Origin of the sequence: Clostridium oryzae (genome assembly GCF_002029235.1) — a bacterium.
Taxonomy (GTDB): domain Bacteria; phylum Bacillota; class Clostridia; order Clostridiales; family Clostridiaceae; genus Clostridium_AE; species Clostridium_AE oryzae.
The window spans coordinates 57,429-74,869 of sequence record NZ_MZGV01000009.1; the positions used below are offsets into that span (position 1 = coordinate 57,429).

19 protein-coding genes are annotated in these 17,441 nt (G+C 33.0%); 18 read left to right on the plus strand and 1 reads right to left on the minus strand.

Annotated elements, in window-relative coordinates:
* The first annotated feature begins 252 nt into the window (after window positions 1-252).
* Complete coding sequence (gene rho, locus CLORY_RS06030) at window positions 253-1,728, plus strand: transcription termination factor Rho (protein ID WP_079422614.1); 1,476 nt, start codon at window positions 253-255, stop codon at window positions 1,726-1,728.
* 36 nt (window positions 1,729-1,764) lie between these two features.
* Here rho and rpmE read toward each other — a convergent pair whose 3' ends face one another.
* The gene (gene rpmE, locus CLORY_RS06035) at window positions 1,765-1,977 is read right to left on the minus strand and encodes a 50S ribosomal protein L31 (protein WP_079422615.1); all 213 of its coding nucleotides are present in this window, start codon (window positions 1,975-1,977) and stop codon (window positions 1,765-1,767) included.
* A 507-nt stretch (window positions 1,978-2,484) separates the two neighbouring features.
* Between rpmE and prmC the strand changes: the two genes are divergently transcribed.
* The 17 genes from prmC to atpA all read left to right on the plus strand — a co-directional run bounded on the left by prmC (window position 2,485) and on the right by atpA (window position 17,409).
* The gene (gene prmC / locus CLORY_RS06040) at window positions 2,485-4,317 is read left to right on the plus strand and encodes a peptide chain release factor N(5)-glutamine methyltransferase (RefSeq protein WP_242954353.1); all 1,833 of its coding nucleotides are present in this window, start codon (window positions 2,485-2,487) and stop codon (window positions 4,315-4,317) included.
* A gap of 85 nt (window positions 4,318-4,402) precedes the next feature.
* Window positions 4,403-5,482, plus strand: coding sequence for a peptide chain release factor 1 (prfA, locus tag CLORY_RS06045; protein WP_079422616.1), 1,080 nt, complete (start codon window positions 4,403-4,405; stop codon window positions 5,480-5,482).
* A gap of 82 nt (window positions 5,483-5,564) precedes the next feature.
* Complete coding sequence (locus CLORY_RS06050; RefSeq protein ID WP_079422617.1) at window positions 5,565-6,140, plus strand: hypothetical protein; 576 nt, start codon at window positions 5,565-5,567, stop codon at window positions 6,138-6,140.
* A 69-nt stretch (window positions 6,141-6,209) separates the two neighbouring features.
* On the plus strand, window positions 6,210-6,932 hold the full coding sequence (locus CLORY_RS06055; protein WP_242954354.1) for a ZIP family metal transporter: 723 nt from the start codon (window positions 6,210-6,212) through the stop codon (window positions 6,930-6,932).
* Between the two features lie 134 nt (window positions 6,933-7,066).
* The gene (locus tag CLORY_RS06060) at window positions 7,067-8,110 is read left to right on the plus strand and encodes an L-threonylcarbamoyladenylate synthase (protein WP_079422618.1); all 1,044 of its coding nucleotides are present in this window, start codon (window positions 7,067-7,069) and stop codon (window positions 8,108-8,110) included.
* A 17-nt stretch (window positions 8,111-8,127) separates the two neighbouring features.
* Complete coding sequence (locus CLORY_RS06065) at window positions 8,128-8,565, plus strand: low molecular weight protein arginine phosphatase (protein WP_079422619.1); 438 nt, start codon at window positions 8,128-8,130, stop codon at window positions 8,563-8,565.
* Between the two features lie 12 nt (window positions 8,566-8,577).
* Window positions 8,578-9,027, plus strand: a complete 450-nt coding sequence (gene rpiB, locus CLORY_RS06070) for a ribose 5-phosphate isomerase B (protein ID WP_079422620.1) — start codon at window positions 8,578-8,580, stop codon at window positions 9,025-9,027.
* 17 nt (window positions 9,028-9,044) lie between these two features.
* Window positions 9,045-9,674 carry a uracil phosphoribosyltransferase gene (gene upp, locus CLORY_RS06075; RefSeq protein ID WP_079422621.1) on the plus strand — a complete coding sequence of 210 codons (630 nt, stop codon included), beginning with the start codon at window positions 9,045-9,047 and terminating at the stop codon, window positions 9,672-9,674.
* Between the two features lie 161 nt (window positions 9,675-9,835).
* Window positions 9,836-10,324 carry a deoxycytidylate deaminase gene (locus tag CLORY_RS06080; protein ID WP_079422671.1) on the plus strand — a complete coding sequence of 163 codons (489 nt, stop codon included), beginning with the start codon at window positions 9,836-9,838 and terminating at the stop codon, window positions 10,322-10,324.
* Window positions 10,325-10,366: 42 nt separating this feature from the next.
* The gene (gene wecB / locus CLORY_RS06085) at window positions 10,367-11,500 is read left to right on the plus strand and encodes a non-hydrolyzing UDP-N-acetylglucosamine 2-epimerase (RefSeq protein ID WP_079422622.1); all 1,134 of its coding nucleotides are present in this window, start codon (window positions 10,367-10,369) and stop codon (window positions 11,498-11,500) included.
* 280 nt (window positions 11,501-11,780) lie between these two features.
* A complete protein-coding gene (locus tag CLORY_RS06090; RefSeq protein ID WP_079422623.1) occupies window positions 11,781-12,962 on the plus strand; it encodes an acetyl-CoA C-acetyltransferase in 1,182 nt (393 codons plus the stop codon).
* A gap of 540 nt (window positions 12,963-13,502) precedes the next feature.
* Entirely contained in the window at window positions 13,503-13,871 is a 369-nt protein-coding gene (locus CLORY_RS06095; RefSeq protein ID WP_079422624.1) for a hypothetical protein, read from the plus strand.
* A gap of 4 nt (window positions 13,872-13,875) precedes the next feature.
* Window positions 13,876-14,553 carry a F0F1 ATP synthase subunit A gene (locus CLORY_RS06100; protein ID WP_079422625.1) on the plus strand — a complete coding sequence of 226 codons (678 nt, stop codon included), beginning with the start codon at window positions 13,876-13,878 and terminating at the stop codon, window positions 14,551-14,553.
* Between the two features lie 35 nt (window positions 14,554-14,588).
* Window positions 14,589-14,813 (plus strand): ATP synthase F0 subunit C, encoded by a 225-nt coding sequence (gene atpE / locus CLORY_RS06105; RefSeq protein WP_079422626.1) that lies wholly within the window; start codon window positions 14,589-14,591, stop codon window positions 14,811-14,813.
* Window positions 14,814-14,869: 56 nt separating this feature from the next.
* The gene (locus CLORY_RS06110) at window positions 14,870-15,349 is read left to right on the plus strand and encodes a F0F1 ATP synthase subunit B (protein WP_079422672.1); all 480 of its coding nucleotides are present in this window, start codon (window positions 14,870-14,872) and stop codon (window positions 15,347-15,349) included.
* 1 nt (window position 15,350) lies between these two features.
* Window positions 15,351-15,896 (plus strand): F0F1 ATP synthase subunit delta, encoded by a 546-nt coding sequence (locus tag CLORY_RS06115; protein WP_079422627.1) that lies wholly within the window; start codon window positions 15,351-15,353, stop codon window positions 15,894-15,896.
* Between the two features lie 4 nt (window positions 15,897-15,900).
* A complete protein-coding gene (atpA, locus tag CLORY_RS06120) occupies window positions 15,901-17,409 on the plus strand; it encodes a F0F1 ATP synthase subunit alpha (protein ID WP_079422628.1) in 1,509 nt (502 codons plus the stop codon).
* Window positions 17,410-17,441 lie beyond the last annotated feature (32 nt).

The window sequence follows — 17,441 nt, forward strand, 5'->3', positions numbered from 1 at the left end:
TAGGTTTTAGTTTGAATTTTTATAAATTGATGATTATTACATTTCCGTATACTTTTCTAGTATATATATCTTACTAATTCCATTTCAAGTTTTAAATTTCATAAAATTTAATTAAATAATTTTGAATTCATATTATTGTTGTAAGAAAGGTGGGTGAAGATCTGATAGGTAAGTCTGATATTTAGGCTATTTATTGCAAAATAATAACAAATATTTTAATAACAGTCTATTTTTCCTAATCAGATTGATATATTGAGTGATGTAGAATATAAAAGCAAAACGCTAAATGAGTTAAGGGTAATAGCAAAGGAGTTAGGAATTAAGAATCTAGCTAAATATAAAAAGGCAGAATTAATAGCTGAGATAGAAAAATCATCTCCTGCTTCAATAGAAAAAGAAGGGGTTATTTTAAGAGAAAAGATCTCACATAGAAGTGGTAAAAATGATAAGTTAAAGCCGGAAGTTAAAGAAGAAAAGCATGAGGAAGTAAAAAATCCTGGTACACCTGCTGCAAATTCTGAACGAAAAAATGAAAGCACTGATACAGAAAAAAAGGATAAGTTCAGAGATATGGTTAACGAATCAAATTCTGCCAGAGGCGTTCTTGAAATTAATGAAAATAATAATTTTGGTTTCTTAAGGGGAAAGAATTATTTATCAACCCCGGAAGATGTCTATGTTTCTCCTTCTCAGATAAGAAGGTTTAACTTAAGAACTGGTGATGAAATTGAAGGAAAAGTAAGAACTGCTAAGGAAGGCGAAAAATTTAAAGCACTTTTGTATGTAGATAAAGTAAACGGAGAAAATCCTGAGAAAGCGGTCGGAAGAAAACCATTTGAATACTTAGTTCCTATCTATCCTAATCAAAGATTGAGATTAGAGACAGATAGCCAGCTGAATTTATCTTCTAGACTTATGGATATCATATGTCCAATAGGAAAAGGTCAAAGAGGACTTATTGTAGCACCGCCTAAGGCTGGAAAGACCACTTTATTAAAGAAAGTAGCACAAAACATATCTAAAAACTATCCATCGATAAAGCTAATTGTTCTGCTGATAGATGAAAGACCAGAAGAAGTTACTGATATGCAGCGTTCTATAAATGGTGAGGTAATATTTTCTACTTTTGATGAAGAACCTGAACATCATACCAAAGTTGCTCAAATGGTGCTAGAAAGAGCTAAGAGAATGGTAGAGCAAGGACAGGATGTCGTTATTCTTCTTGATAGTTTAACAAGACTTTCAAGAGCGTATAACCTAACTATAACACCAACTGGAAGAACTCTTTCAGGTGGACTAGATCCAGGTGCTCTTATAATGCCTAAAAAGTTTTTTGGAGCAGCTAGAAACATAGAAAATGGTGGAAGTCTTACTATTCTTGCGACAGCCTTAATTGAAACGGGAAGCAGGATGGACGATATGATATTTGAAGAGTTTAAAGGAACAGGTAATATGGAAGTACATCTTGATAGAAAACTTCAAGAAAGAAGGATATTCCCTGCTATTGATATTTATAAGTCAGGAACAAGAAGAGATGATCTTATTCAGACAGATCTTGAAAAGGAAGTCGCTTACAATATAAGGAAAACTTTATACAGGGAAGGCAATGTAGATGATATTACTGAGAAGCTTATAAACTTGTTATCGAAAACAAAGAACAATATAGATTTCTTAAACATATTTACTAAGACAGACGTGTTTTCAAAAGAAAATAATAGAGATAGATAAGAAAAACGGGAAGAATAAATCTTCCCGTTATATCTTTTACTCACCATCATTAAGATTAAATCTCTTTCTAAACTTCTCAACTCTACCGCCGACATCGACGATTTTCTGTTTTCCAGTGAAGAATGGGTGGCATTTAGAGCATATTTCTACTTTTAGTTCTTCTTTTACAGAACCAGTTGTAAAAGTATTTCCACATGCACACTTAACCACAGCATCATGGTGGTATTCTGGATGTATGCCTTCTCTCATGTTTTTCACCTCTTTCAAGAAATACAAATTTAACTAGTAAAGTATATCATAGGAGCAGAATAACGTCAATAATAAGAATCCATAGACTTTTAAATATATATATGGTATATATAATGTTATGAAATAAATATATTACGAACTAAATGCTCTAGACGGAATAGTTTAGAGAAAGTGCATTAAATAGGTGTGAGAGTTAAGAGTAAAGAGAAAAGAGTAGAGAGAAAAGTGAAGGAAGAAATTCTGCTGTACAGAATTTCTGAGAATTTAAATGTGATTATCTGCGATAACTTTTTAAAAACTAAGACTATACCTAGTATTACAAAAGGACTATTAAAATAATTAGGATTATCTATACAATCAAAATTCAGCATGGCTGAATTTTAACCTTCACTTTTCTCTTTTCTCTTACATATTTAAAGCATACACTAACTATTAAATATTATCTTCATTTAATCCAATTTCTTGGTTCGCAATTTATTTATACTTCACAATGAGAGAGGTGTTTTTATGGCCAAAAAGACCAGCGTTGGAGGACAGGCGGTAATTGAAGGGGTTATGATGCGCGGAGAAAAAGGAATAGCGACTGCTGTGAGGCTTGAGAACGGGGAAATAGAAGTTGATTTTAACAATTCAATTCCTTTTACAAAGAAGCATAGTGTTTTAAATATACCAATAATAAGAGGCTTTGTAGCTATGATAGAATCACTTGTTATTGGAATGAAAACTTTGAATTATTCTGCATCTTGTTTTGAGGGCGAGGCTGAGCCGTCTAAATTTGAAAAGTGGCTGGCTAGTGTATTTAAAGATAAAAGCAACGATGTAGCTTTAGGATTTGCATTGATTGTCTCACTTATGTTTTCTGTTGGATTGTTTTTTATACTTCCGACTTTCCTATCTAATTTACTTTACAAACTAAAAGCTGATAAATTCACTGTAAACATAATCGAAGGGATTTTAAGAGTTGGCATCTTTATATTATATATTTATTTTGTAGGCAAAATGAGTGATATACGAAGAGTTTTTGAATATCATGGAGCCGAGCATAAGACAATATTTTGTTATGAGAATGAAGAAGAATTGACAGCTGAGAATGCTGCCAAGTTTGTTAGATTCCATCCTAGGTGTGGAACAAACTTTCTTTTTATAGTAATGATTGTAAGTATAGTATTGTTTTCACTAGTTGAATTCAATAGTTTGTGGGAAAAAATAGTTTACAGGGTGATTTTATTACCAATAGTAGCTGGAGTATCCTATGAGCTAATTAAATGGCTAGGAAAAAGTAAAAGCAGACTATCGGATATAATAGCATATCCTGGACTGAAGCTGCAGAACCTTACAACTAATGAACCTGATGAATCACAATTAGAAGTAGCTATTATAGCATTAAAAGCAGCAGAAGGTATAGATTATTCAGAAGATATAAAGAGGTTTAACAGAAATCCAGATAGAGATGAGACCCAGCTTGAGGAAGCTGTTACTAGAAATTGTGGTAATACTGTAGGGGAACTTCTCAATACTGCTAATGCTATCTTGAAAGAAAATGATATAGAAAGCTATATTATAGATAGTCAGTTGATAATGGCAAAAGCTTTGGATAAAACAAGAATAGAAGTGATGACTAATAGAGAGGCAGAGGTAAGTGAAGAACAGGCACAGACCTTTTGGAAAATGATAAAATTAAGGCAAAAGAAGATGCCTGTAAAATACATTATAAAGCAATGCGAGTTTATGGGTATTAACCTGTATATTGATGAAGGAGTACTTATACCAAGACCTGATACGGAAGTATTAGTAGAAGAAGCAGTTAAAATCATAAATAATAAGCAGTACAATACTGTATGTGACGTATGCTGCGGCAGTGGAGCAATAGGCATAGCTATCGCTAATGAAGTAAAAAATACTGTGATAGAGTGCTATGACATATCAGAAGATGCCAGAAAAGTCGCTGAAAGGAATATATTGGATAATAATTTTCAGCAGAGAATGAAGTTTTATAATAGCGATATGCTTAACGAGGCTATAAAGGGAAACAAGAAATTTGATATTATTGTATGTAATCCACCCTATATACCTGAAGAAGTAATTCCAACACTTATGGGCGATGTAAAAGATTATGAACCATATATAGCTTTATGCGGCGGAAAAGACGGGTTGGATTTTTATAAAAAAATTTCGGAACAAGCAGTTGAATGTATGAATAGCGGTGGGGTTATAGTTTACGAGATAGGGGATGATCAGAAAATGCAGGTTGAATATATACTTAAAGAGAATGGTTTTTCTGATATATACTGTGTAAAGGATCTGGCTGGAAGAGATAGAGTTATTGTAGGGCACTTATAGCATTGCCAAAATTAAATTTGATAAAACTAAAGAAATTATGCTATAATAACTAATTGTTAAATACGAATACGGAGTTGATTTGTACATGTTAGAAAGACTTGACTTTATGGAAGGTAAATATGAAGAACTTTCTATAAAAATAAGCGATCCATCAGTAATGCAGAACCAAAAAGAATGGCAAAAACTTTGCAAGGAACATTCCGAGCTAGAAGAAAGAGTCCTTAAATATAGAGAATATAAAAAAGTGCTTGAAGAGATAGATTCAACTAAAGAAATGGCAGAGATTGAGACAGATGCAGAAATGAAAGAGCTGGCTCAGGCTGAACTAAAGGAATTAGAACAGAGCGTTGAAACACTAAAGCACGAGCTTATGCTGCTCATGGTCCCAAAAGATCCGAATGATGAAAAGAATGTATTTGTTGAAATAAGAGGTGGTACAGGCGGAGAAGAAGCTGCTCTGTTTGCTGCAGATTTATTTAGAATGTATTCAAGATATGCTGAAACAAGAAGATGGAAGATTGAGGTCATGAGCGCTAACGAAACTGATATTGGAGGCTTTAAGGAAATAGTATTTATGATCAAAGGAAATGGAGCCTACAGTAGATTAAAATATGAAAGTGGAGTTCATAGGGTTCAGAGAGTACCAGATACTGAAGCAAGCGGAAGAATACATACTTCTGCTGCAACTGTAGCAGTTCTTCCAGAAGTTGATGACGTAGATATTGAAATAAATCAAAATGACTTAAGGATAGATGTTTATAGATCTTCAGGTCATGGTGGTCAGTGCGTTAATACAACAGATTCAGCAGTAAGGATTACTCATCTTCCAAGTGGCCTTGTAGTAACTTGTCAGGATGAGAAATCACAGCTAAAAAACAAAGAAAAGGCTATGAAGGTTCTTAGGGCTAGACTGTTTGAAAGAGCCGAACAAGAGAGAAGTGCATCTATCGCTGCTGATAGAAGAAGTCAGGTAGGATCTGGTGACAGAAGCGAAAGAATAAGAACTTATAACTTTCCTCAAGGAAGAGTTACGGATCATAGGATAGGTATGACACTATATAAATTAGATGCATTTATGGATGGAGACATTGATGAAATAATAAATGCGCTTATTACTACCGATCAGGCCGAAAAAATGAAGAGTATAGGGTCAAATGATATGTAAGACATTCTTGCATAGATATTTCAAGTTAGCTGATAATTAGCAAAATTGTTATCTATAGACTAAACAATAGAGGTGTGAGATAATGGATATTAATAAAGCCATAAAGAAGCAGAAAAAATCTGAGTTTAGATTTATTCTCTTTATGTGCTTTATTTTTTTTGTATTTCCGATATTACTTATAATACTAAAAAAGTTTAGTTCTTTTTTTATACTATATCTATGTGTAGTTGATTTCTTTGTGATTATGGGTATAATTTATAAGAAGGATTCAAATAAGTTAATTTATAGCTATGCTTTGGGAAGACTTAGAATAAAACAAGGTTTGTTTATAAGAAGATTCAACATTGATTGTGATAAGATAGTTTATGTTCATACAGAAAAGATGAAAGATGGAATAAGGATAGTAATGCTGTCTAAGTCCAAGTTTAGAAATGAAAACATAAAGTGGGTAAATAAAGAGGTTTTACGCAGACATCCTTATTTAGTTAAGGAGTATAATCGGTTAAAGAAAATAAATCCGGATGCAGAATATTATTTGATTTCAATATATAGAGGCGGAGCCATAAAGTATAAGTTACTTATGGATATATATAAAACCTGTGTAAAAGCAAAATACTCTGAGGCAGCAATTGATAATATAAAATGCTGGATGATATAAAAACATTAGTTATGCTGTGATATTTGTTCCTTTCTATAAATAAAATCTTATAGAAAGGAGTGAAAAATATTGAATCATTTTATTATAAAAACGTTTATTTTATCAGGTATATCGCTCTTAGGTACAATGCTTGGAGCAGCATTAGGTGTAGTTATTAGGAATCCATCTAAAAAGATGATGTCATCTATTCTTGGTTTTGCGGCAGGTCTTATGATGGCTGTCGTGGCTTTTGAGCTAATTCCGGAATCGCAGGATAAACTAGGAACATACTTTACCGCACTATTTATTTTAGCTGGTATGGCAATAATAATATTTCTTGATAGTTTTGTACTATCAGAGGATAGATATGATGTTCATAGTAAAGTTGCATTACTTACGGCTATTGGATTAATGCTACATAACTTTCCTGAGGGAATAGTTATGGGATGCGGCATGGCGGCTAGCGGAAAACTTGGCATTGAAATGAGTATAGTTATTGGACTTCATGATATACCAGAGGGCATGGCTGTAGCAGCTCCGCTAATGATGTCCCGCTATAAATCCAAGAAGATATTATCATATGCTTTTGTAACTGCATTACCTACTACTCTAGGAGCCTTTATAGGAAATTTGCTTGGTACTGTTTCTCAAAGCATGTTAGGAATAAGTCTGGCGCTGGCATCTGGAATAATGCTTTATGTATCATGTGGTCAATTGATACCTGAATCATGGAGAGTAGGCGAAGTTACAGCACCTTGTATGGGAATATGCATAGGGGTGTTAATTGGAATTATAATGATAAGTTTGCTTTAATACATATTTATATACTATTAATAGTCTTTAACTTCAATATGATATTTTATGCAGAGACATTATATTTTAGATGAATAATTCCATACGGAGATTGACATAGTCAATTTCTAAAATTTTAAGGAAGTGAAATGCAAATGAATACAAAAATAATTGATATGGATGAGAACTCTATAGATATTAATAAAATGAAATCAGCTGCGGATATAATTAAAAAAGGAGGATTGGTTGCGTTCCCGACAGAAACTGTTTATGGACTTGGAGCTAATGCTCTTGACGAAGATGCCGTAAAAAAAATTTTTCTGGCTAAGGGAAGACCTCAGGATAACCCTCTGATTGTTCATGTTGCAGATTTTAATATAGAGAATTTTGTAGAGGAAGTGCCAGACATTGCGAGAACGTTAATGAATAAGTTTTGGCCGGGACCGCTGACTATTATACTAAAAAAATCAAAATTAATACCTGATACTACTAGTGCAGGCCTTGATAGTGTAGGAATTAGAATGCCTAAAAATAAGATTGCTCTCAACCTTATAAAGCTTTCTGGATGTCCTATAGCTGCACCATCTGCAAATATATCAGGCAGACCTAGCCCTACAGTTATTTCAAGATGTATAGAAGACCTTGATGGAAAAGTGGACTGTATAATAGGAGGAGATAAGAGTAATGTAGGAGTTGAATCAACAGTAATAGACTGCACAGCAGATATTCCATGTGTATTAAGACCGGGCGGAGTGACTCTTGAAATGCTTCAGGAGGTGAATAAAGATATATATATAGATCCTGCAGTAATGGGTAAAAGTATTGGAAACATAAAACCTAAGGCGCCAGGTATGAAATATAAACACTACGCTCCGAAAGCTCAAGTTAGAATAATTATGGGACAGACAGAAAAAACTGTTGAAAAAATTAATAAAATGGTGCAAAATTATAGAGGCGTAAAAGTAGGAGTAATGTGTACGGATGAAACCAAGGAAATGTATAATTGTGATGAAATCATATCATTAGGCAGCAGAAAAGATTTAGCTTCTGTAGCTCAAAATCTTTTTGAAGTATTGAGAAGCTTTGATGATATAGGGGTTGATATCGTTCTTTCAGAAGCTTTTGAAGAAAGAGGAATAGGTATAGCTATAATGAATAGATTAAAAAAGTCAGCTGCTTTTGATATAATAAAAATATAGATTAAGTGGAGGAATTCATGAACATATTGTTTGTATGTACTGGTAACACGTGCAGAAGTCCTATGGCTGAGGTTATATTTAATAGTATTAACAAGAATAAAAATAATAAGGCATTCTCAGCAGGAGCATCGGTAGTTCCTGGAAGCAGTATATCCTTGAACTCTGCTTTGACAATTAAAGATAAACTAAATAAAGATATATCTAATAGGAAAGCTCAGCAGTTGCAATTGCAGCACATAATAAATTCGGATTTACTTCTTACTATGACAGATAATATTAAACTATATCTTCAAAGGTTGTATCCTCAGCATAAGGACAAAATTTATACTTTGAATGAGTATATAGGAGAAAATGGTGATATTTTAGATCCATATGGAGGAGATATAAGTATTTATGAAAAAACCTTTGATATGCTTCTAAATAGAATAAAAAAACTGATAATAAAAATTAAGTAATGGAGGTATCAAATGAAAATAGCTATTGGATCAGATCATGCTGGTTATAGACTAAAGAAATATGTGCTTGAATATCTTAATGAACATAAGATTGAGTATAAGGATTATGGTACATATGATGAAGCGTCATGTGACTATCCTGATTATGCTCTGACTGTGGCAGAAGCCGTAGCAGCTAAAGAATACGATTTTGGAATATTAATTTGTGGAACTGGAATAGGAATAGGAATTGCTGCTAATAAAGTACCCGGAGTAAGAGCTGCTCTATGTCATGATACATTTAGCGCACATGCCTGCAGACAGCATAATAATGCTAATATTCTTACTATGGGTGAAAGAATAGTTGGCCCAGGACTTGCAGTAGATATAGTTGATGCATTTCTCAATGCAAAATTTGAGGGTGATAGACATACGAGAAGATTAAATAAAATAACAGAGATAGAAAAAAAATACAATAAATAGGAAATGAGGTTTATACAATGAGCAAAGTAACACAAATATCCCATCCATTAATTCAACATAAATTATCAATTATACGAAGTAAAGATACAGGTTCTAAGGATTTTAGAGAACTTGTTGAAGAGGTAGCTATGCTAATGGCCTATGAGGTTACTAGAGATTTACCTGTAGAGGAAGTAGAAATAGAAACTCCAATATGCAGAACAAAGAGCAAGATGCTTTCAGGTAAAAAAGTGGCCATAGTTCCAATACTTAGAGCGGGTCTAGGAATGGTTGGAGGAATGGTTAAACTTATTCCTGCAGCAAAAATAGGTCATATAGGATTGTACAGAAATGAAGAGACGCTTCAACCTGTAGAATATTTTTGCAAATTACCTCAGGATATTGAAGAAAGAGAAGTCATAGTTACAGACCCTATGCTTGCTACTGGAGGTTCAGCCATAGATGCAATAACTCTTTTAAAGAAAAGAGGAGCTAAAAATATAAGGCTTATGTGTTTAATTGGAGCACCAGAGGGAATTAAAGCTGTTACTGAAGCTCATCAAGACGTGGATGTATACATTGGGGCTATAGATGAGAAATTAAATGAAAAAGGTTATATTGTACCTGGACTTGGCGATGCAGGGGATAGGTTATTTGGTACAAAGTAGATAGTTTGCACAGGCTCTAGGAAAATAGTATGAAATTTAACCTATACGTGAAATTGTATCGAATGTAAGATAACTTTTATACGTATAGGTTGATAGTATTAACTGTTTCCTATAAGCCTGTATTTTATATAGACAATAACTTAATTATTGGAGGAACTATGGTGGAGAGAATAGATAAAGATAACTATTATCTTGATATTTGCGAAACTATACTTGAGAGAGGAACTTGTTTAAGAAGAAATTTTGCTGCGATAATAGTAAAAAATGATGAAATAATATCTACGGGTTATACAGGAGCACCAAGAGGAAGAAAAAACTGTACTGATTTGAATTTTTGCAGAAGAGAAGAGATGAATGTACCAAGAGGAACGCGATATGAGTTATGCCGATCTGTTCATGCAGAACAAAATGCTATAATATCAGCTCGCAGAAGTGATATGATTGGATCAACTCTATATCTTGTTGGAAGGGAAAGCAAAACTGGAGAATACGTATATAATGCTGAACCTTGTGCTCTCTGTAAGCGATTTATAATTAATTCCGGCATAGAAAAAGTGATTATAAGGGATGACAAGAAAAAAAATAGGAGTATATTAGTAAAGGAATGGATTGATAAGGATGATTCCTTAGAAGGCGACGGTTCTTACTGATATATATCAGATCTCAGTTTTGTGTGGAGGGAAGAACAAGTTATGGAAAAGATAAAGGTTTTAACTATATTCGGAACTAGACCGGAGGCAGTTAAAATGGCACCGCTTGTGAAAGAATTAGAGAAAGCTGATGAAATTGATTCAAAAGTGTGTGTGACAGCTCAGCATAGAGAAATACTGGATCAAGTGTTAGAACTTTTTAAGATAGTTCCTGATTTTGACATGAATATCATGAGAGAAAAACAAAGCCTTACAGGTATAACGGCAAGAGTAATGGAGGGACTTGAGAAAATATATGAACAGGTTAAGCCAGACATAGTATTAGTACATGGTGATACTACTACCACCTTTACAAGCGCTTTAGCAGCATTTTATAAACAAATAAAAGTTGGACACGTTGAGGCAGGTTTAAGAACCTTTGATAAATATTTTCCATTCCCTGAAGAGATGAATAGAAAACTTACAGCATCTCTCGCAGATTTACATTTTGCACCTACTCAAAGTGCTAAAAATAACCTTTTACGGGAAGGAGTAGAAGCAGGAAATATATTTGTTACAGGAAATACAGTTATAGATGCTATGAATTACACTGTAGAGAATAATTATAAATTCAAAGTAGAACAATTGAATGATATTGATTATTCTAAAAAAGTTATTATGGTAACTGCTCATAGAAGAGAAAATTGGGGAGCGGGTATAGAAAATATATGCACTGCTATAGATGAATTGGTGAAAGAAAATAGAAATGTAGAAGTTATTTACTTGGTTCATCCTAATCCCATCGTAAAAAATAAAGTGTTTAAAATATTAGGTAATAAAGAAAGAATACATTTATTAGATCCACTTGATACAAAAGAAACACATAATCTTATGAATAAATGCTATATGGTTATGACAGATTCAGGTGGGCTTCAAGAGGAAGCGCCGCATTTGGGAACACCTGTCTTAGTGCTTAGAGATGTTACAGAAAGACCTGAAGCTGTAGAAGCTGGAACAGTGAAACTAGTAGGTGCAGATAACAAGGAAGAGATAGTAGCCCTAGCACAAAAATTGATAAATGATAAAGCTTTGTATGAAGGCATGAGCAGAGCTATAAATCCTTACGGAGATGGTAAGGCTTCACAAAGAATATGCAAAGCCATAGTGGAGTATTTTATTAAACAAAGAATGGATTAAATTAGAAATTAGCAATTAAGAATGGAGGATGAAATTCAGCTTTTCTGAATTTTAGTTATTGTATTAATCATTAATAAAAATTCTATGAAGTGAAAATTCATTCAGAACAGCTGTTTCTTCATTTTTAGTTTCTAATTAGTTAATACGGAATAATTCGGAAAAAGATTGTTTAATTTTTAACAAATTTATATTGATAAAATATTAACTTGCATATATAATTAAACTGTAAGGAAAAATAGTAGAATAAAATGAAATAATGTATTTTTTAGGAGGTATAGTCATGAAGGAAGTAGTAATTGCTAGTGCGGTTAGAACACCAGTAGGTTCATTTGGTGGTTCTTTAAAGGATGTACCAGCTGTAGACTTAGGAGCACTTGTTATTAAAGAGGCTATAAAAAGAGCTAATATTAAACCAGAATTAGTAGATGAAGTTATAATGGGAAATGTTCTTCAGGCAGGTCTTGGACAGAATCCAGCAAGACAGGCAACTCTAAAGGCTGGACTTCCAGTTGAAGTTTCTGCTATGACAATAAATAAAGTTTGTGGATCAGGACTCAGAGCTGTATCATTAGCTGCGCAGATGATAAAAGCTGGAGATGACGATATAGTAGTTGCTGGTGGTATGGAAAACATGTCAAGAGCACCATATGTGTTAAACAATGCAAGATGGGGACAGAGAATGGGAAATGGAACCATGGTAGATAGCATGATTAATGATGGACTTTGGGATGCATTTAATCAGTATCATATGGGTATAACAGCAGAAAATGTTGCAGAAAAATGGGGAATCACTAGAGAAATGCAAGATGAGTTCTCAGCTCAATCTCAAAATAGAGCAGAGGCTGCTATAAAATCTGGAAGATTTAAGGATGAAATAATTCCAGTAGTAATACCTCAAAGAAAAGGAGATCCAAAAGTATTTGATACAGATGAATTTCCTAGATTCGGAACAACTAAAGAAATTCTTGCAAAATTAAAACCAGCATTTAAAAAAGACGGTGGCACAGTTACAGCAGGTAATGCATCTGGAATAAATGATGGAGCTGCTGCTTTTGTAATAATGAGTGCTGACAAAGCGAAGGAATTAGGAATTAAGCCAATAGCTAAGATCTTATCATATGGAAGCAGAGGATTAGATCCATCAATAATGGGATATGGTCCAGTTGGTGCAACTAAAGCTGCTTTAGAAGCTGCTAAGCTTACAGTAGAAGATCTTGATTTAATTGAAGCTAATGAAGCATTTGCCTCACAATGCTTAGCTGTAGCTAAAGACTTACACTTTGATATGAATAAAGTGAATGTTAATGGAGGAGCCGTTGCATTAGGACATCCAATTGGAGCTTCTGGTGCAAGAATATTAGTTTCATTACTATATGAAATGGAGAAGAGAGGATCCAAGAAAGGCCTTGCAACTCTTTGCATAGGTGGAGGAATGGGAACCGCTCTAGTAGTAGAAAAATAGGATGGCTAATTTAAAGCATTGCCGAGAGGCAATGCTTTTTTTATAATGATATTAAAAAATATTAGGAATAAGGAATTTTAATTTAAGATAATGAGCATTATATAGTTGAAAATATAATAATAATAGTAACATAATAAAATAATAAATAAAATTATTGAATAAATAATAATGACGTTATGCATTACCATGTTTTAAGTTTGAGTGTACCGTTTATTGTCGTACGTTTACATTCCAACGATAAATGTGAAAAGTATGTAACCATTTTTAATTTTTAGTTAATTTATTAATGTAAAGGTTAACAAAAAATGACGGCAAAGATACAATATTCAAAATATTCTAAACTATGAAATCCAAATAAAAAAAGCATCTAAAATGGCATAACATAATTATTTCAAAAGCTTTCATGAGATAGTACGTCAAAATATTAAAAAAATCGACTTAAACAGTAATAAACAGTAGAATTATTCAGAATACAAGCTTTTATAATTGATTATAGACGTTATATAATCAATGCAGGTGTCTAAGTTGGAGGATTAACCGGTGAATAAAGAACTAAAAGCACTTGTAGGAAAAATATCCTTGATTAATTTTGTACTAGGAATATTTATAGGAATTGTTATTCAATTAACGTTCAAAAATGCTCTGTATTGGTTTTTTGGACTGACCCTTGCAAGCATGAATTTGTTTTCTAATGCAATTATAAGTGATTATTTATTAAAGAAAACATCAATTGCATCGAGAATAATATATATACTGAGTTATATTATAAGGCTTCAGATTATATTAGCTATATCAATTTTGGTGTACAGATATAATAGTCCTAGTTTTATAATATATATTATGGGTTATATATTTCATATTGTAGGAATAACAATTTATGGATTTAAATCCCTAGTGGAAAGGAAGTGACTTAGTGGAATTCAGTGGAGAATTATCTATAAAACTATTTGGTATAAATTTTGTGTTTACCTCTGCTATAATAGTTCAATGGATAATAATTCTTATTTTAACCATTATATCAATATGGTTAACAAGAAATTTAAAGCAGCGTCCGGATAAGAAACAAAGTGTTTTAGAAATAGTTTATGAGACTATTGATAACCTAGTAAAAGAAAATATGGGTGCTGAATTTAGAAACTTTGTGCCATTTATAGGAACCATGGCAATATTTATATTGTTTATGAATTCATTGGGTTTATTTAATATACCAGATCCAACAGAAGAATATAGTGTTGCATTGGGAATGGCAGCAATAAGTTTCATTACAGTTCAAGTATATGCTATTTATAAGATTGGCATTAGTGGATACATCAAATCATTATTCCATCCATTCGTATTTATGTTACCAATGAATATCATGGAAAAAATAGTACTTTTGGTATCTTTAAGCTTGAGATTGTTTGCAAACATAGCTGCTGGTGCAGTTATAATGGGCATGATCTATAACGGTTTGAAAGGAATAACACCTTTTCTTCAACTAGCAATACCAGTTCCATTTCATTTTTACTTTGATGTATTCGAGAGCGTAGTACAAACAATAATTTTCATTATGTTAACAATGGTTAATATCAAATTAGCTTGTGAAGAGTAGAAAATAAGATTTTATTATTGAGGAGGATTTTAATTATGGGAACAACATTAATTGCTGTAGGTGCTGGATTAGCATGTCTAGGAATGATTGGTGGAGGTATTGGAACAGGAATAGCTGCAGGGAAAGCAGTTGAAGGAGTTTCAAGACAACCAGAAGCTAGCAGTAAGATAATCAGTACCATGATAGTTGGTATTGCGTTTTCAGAAATAACTGCTATATTAAGTTTCTTGATTGCATTCTTACTTCAAGCAAAATTATAGTAAGTCTACCGATATTACAAATATGATAATGGAGGGAGGCTTCAAATTAGATGGAGATTAAAGTAAATCTAGGTACGCTTATTCTGACAATAATAAACTTTTTCATACTATTCTTTTTATTGAGACATTTCTTGTTTAAGCCAATAAGCGATGCAATAAATTCTAGACAGCAGGAGATCGATACAAAGATCAAAGATGCTGATGAAAATCAAATGTTAGCTGATAAAAACAAATCAGAAAGTGAAAAAGCTTTAAAAGACTCAAAGTCTCAGGGAAGAACAATTGTCGAAGAGTATAAGAAAAAAGCGCAGGTTTTGTATGACGATATAGTTAAAGATGCTAACAATGAAGCCCAGCAGATAATCGAAAGGGCTATGAAAGAGGCTGAAAGAGAGAAGCATAAAGCAGAATCTGAGATTCAGGAACAGGCAGTTCAATTATCTATATTAATATCTTCAAAAGCATTAGAGAAGACAATAGATGAAGCCCAGCATAGAAAACTAATTGATGACTTTATTGTTAAGGTAGGTAATTAATATGTATGAATATCTTGATCGAAGATATGCGTTAGCTCTTTATAAAATAGCCGAAGAAAAAAATAAAGTAGATGATTATCTTCAACAGCTTAGAGTAATCGTAGATGCTATATATAGCAATGAGGATATGATAAAATTTCTTAGACATCCAGAGATAAGTATATCAAAAAAGAAGGAAGCCTTTGCTAGTATTTTTAAAGGCAAGATAGAGGATGACATTCTTCAATTTCTATACATACTTATTGATAAGGATAGAATTCTCTATTTGAAAGAAAAGCTAAACGAGATGGAAAAGATACATCTTGAGAAGAATAATACACTTTTAGCTTTAGTTAAAACTGCTATACCTATGTCGGATAATGAAATTTCTAAGCTCGTTGAGCAACTTGAGAAGAAGTATAACAAGAAGGTAATTGTAAAAACAGAAATAGATGAAAGTGTAATCGGTGGCGTCTATGTAAGAGTTGGAGATGATGTTATCGATGGAACAATCAGATCAAAACTTGAAGATATGCGTCAATTAATGCTAAAAGCAGGACAGAGGTGATTTAATGATTATTAAACCTGAGGAGATTACTTCGATAATTAAAGGCGAAATAGAAAAATATGAAAAAAAGATAGAAACTACTGACTCAGGGACTATTATTCAAGTAGGTGACGGTATAGCTCTAATATATGGTCTTCAAGACTGTATGCAAGGTGAAATGATTCAATTTCCTAATGGGATATACGGAATGGCACTTAACTTGGAACAAGATAATGTAGGATGTGTTTTACTTGGTTCTGAAGAAGGAATCAAGGAAGGAGACGTGGTTACTAGAACTGGTAAAGTTATGGAAGTGCCAGTTGGTGAAGCCATGGTTGGAAGAGTTGTTAATTCATTAGGTCAGCCTATAGATGGTAAAGGAACGATTGCTACTAGTGAAACAAGTCCAATAGAAAAGGTTGCTCCTGGAGTTATTTATAGACAATCAGTTAAGCAGCCATTACAGACTGGATTAAAAGCTATTGATTCCATGATACCTATAGGAAGAGGCCAAAGAGAGCTTATAATAGGTGATAGACAAACAGGAAAGACAGCTATTGCTCTTGATGCTATTATTAATCAAAAAGGTAAAGATGTTATATGTATATATGTAGCTATCGGACAAAAACAGTCTACAGTTGCACATATAGTAAATACTCTTACTGAAATGAATGCTATGGATTATACAATAGTTGTATCATCTACAGCATCAGACAGTGCACCACTTCAATATATTGCTCCATATTCAGGATGTACTATTGGAGAATATTTCATGAATAAAGGTAAGGATGTACTTATAGTATATGATGACTTATCGAAGCATGCAGTTGCTTATAGAACGATGTCATTACTACTTAGGAGACCACCAGGCAGAGAAGCTTTCCCTGGAGATGTATTCTATATACATTCCAGATTGCTTGAAAGAGCAGCTAAGCTTTCAGATGAATTAGGTGGAGGTTCATTAACTGCTTTACCTATTGTCGAAACGCTAGCTGGAGATGTAACAGCATATATACCAACTAATGTAATTTCTATTACAGATGGTCAGATATTCCTTGAATCTGAGTTATTCTACGCAGGTCAGAGACCAGCAGTTAACGCTGGTATATCAGTATCAAGAGTTGGTGGTAGCGCTCAAATACCTGCTATGAAGAAGCTTTCAGGTACATTAAGACTTGAACTTGCTCAGTATAGAGAACTTGCTTCTTTTTCACAGTTTGGTTCTGATTTGGATAAAGATACTACCAGAAGACTTGAAAAAGGTAAGAGAATGACAGAGATATTAAAGCAGGATCAATATCAGCCAATGGATGTTGAAAAGCAGGTAATAATATTGTATGCTGCTGTTAATGATTATCTTTCTGATATTAAAGTATCTGATATAAAGAAATTCCAAAGAGAATTTTTGGAATATATAGATACACATCATAGAGGAATGATCAATAAGCTATCAGAAACTAAAAAGCTTACTGAAGAGATAGAAAACGAGCTTAAAGAAGCTATAAATGAGTTTAAGAAATCATTTATTGACTAGTAATATTACTACTTGTCATTAGGAGGGTTACT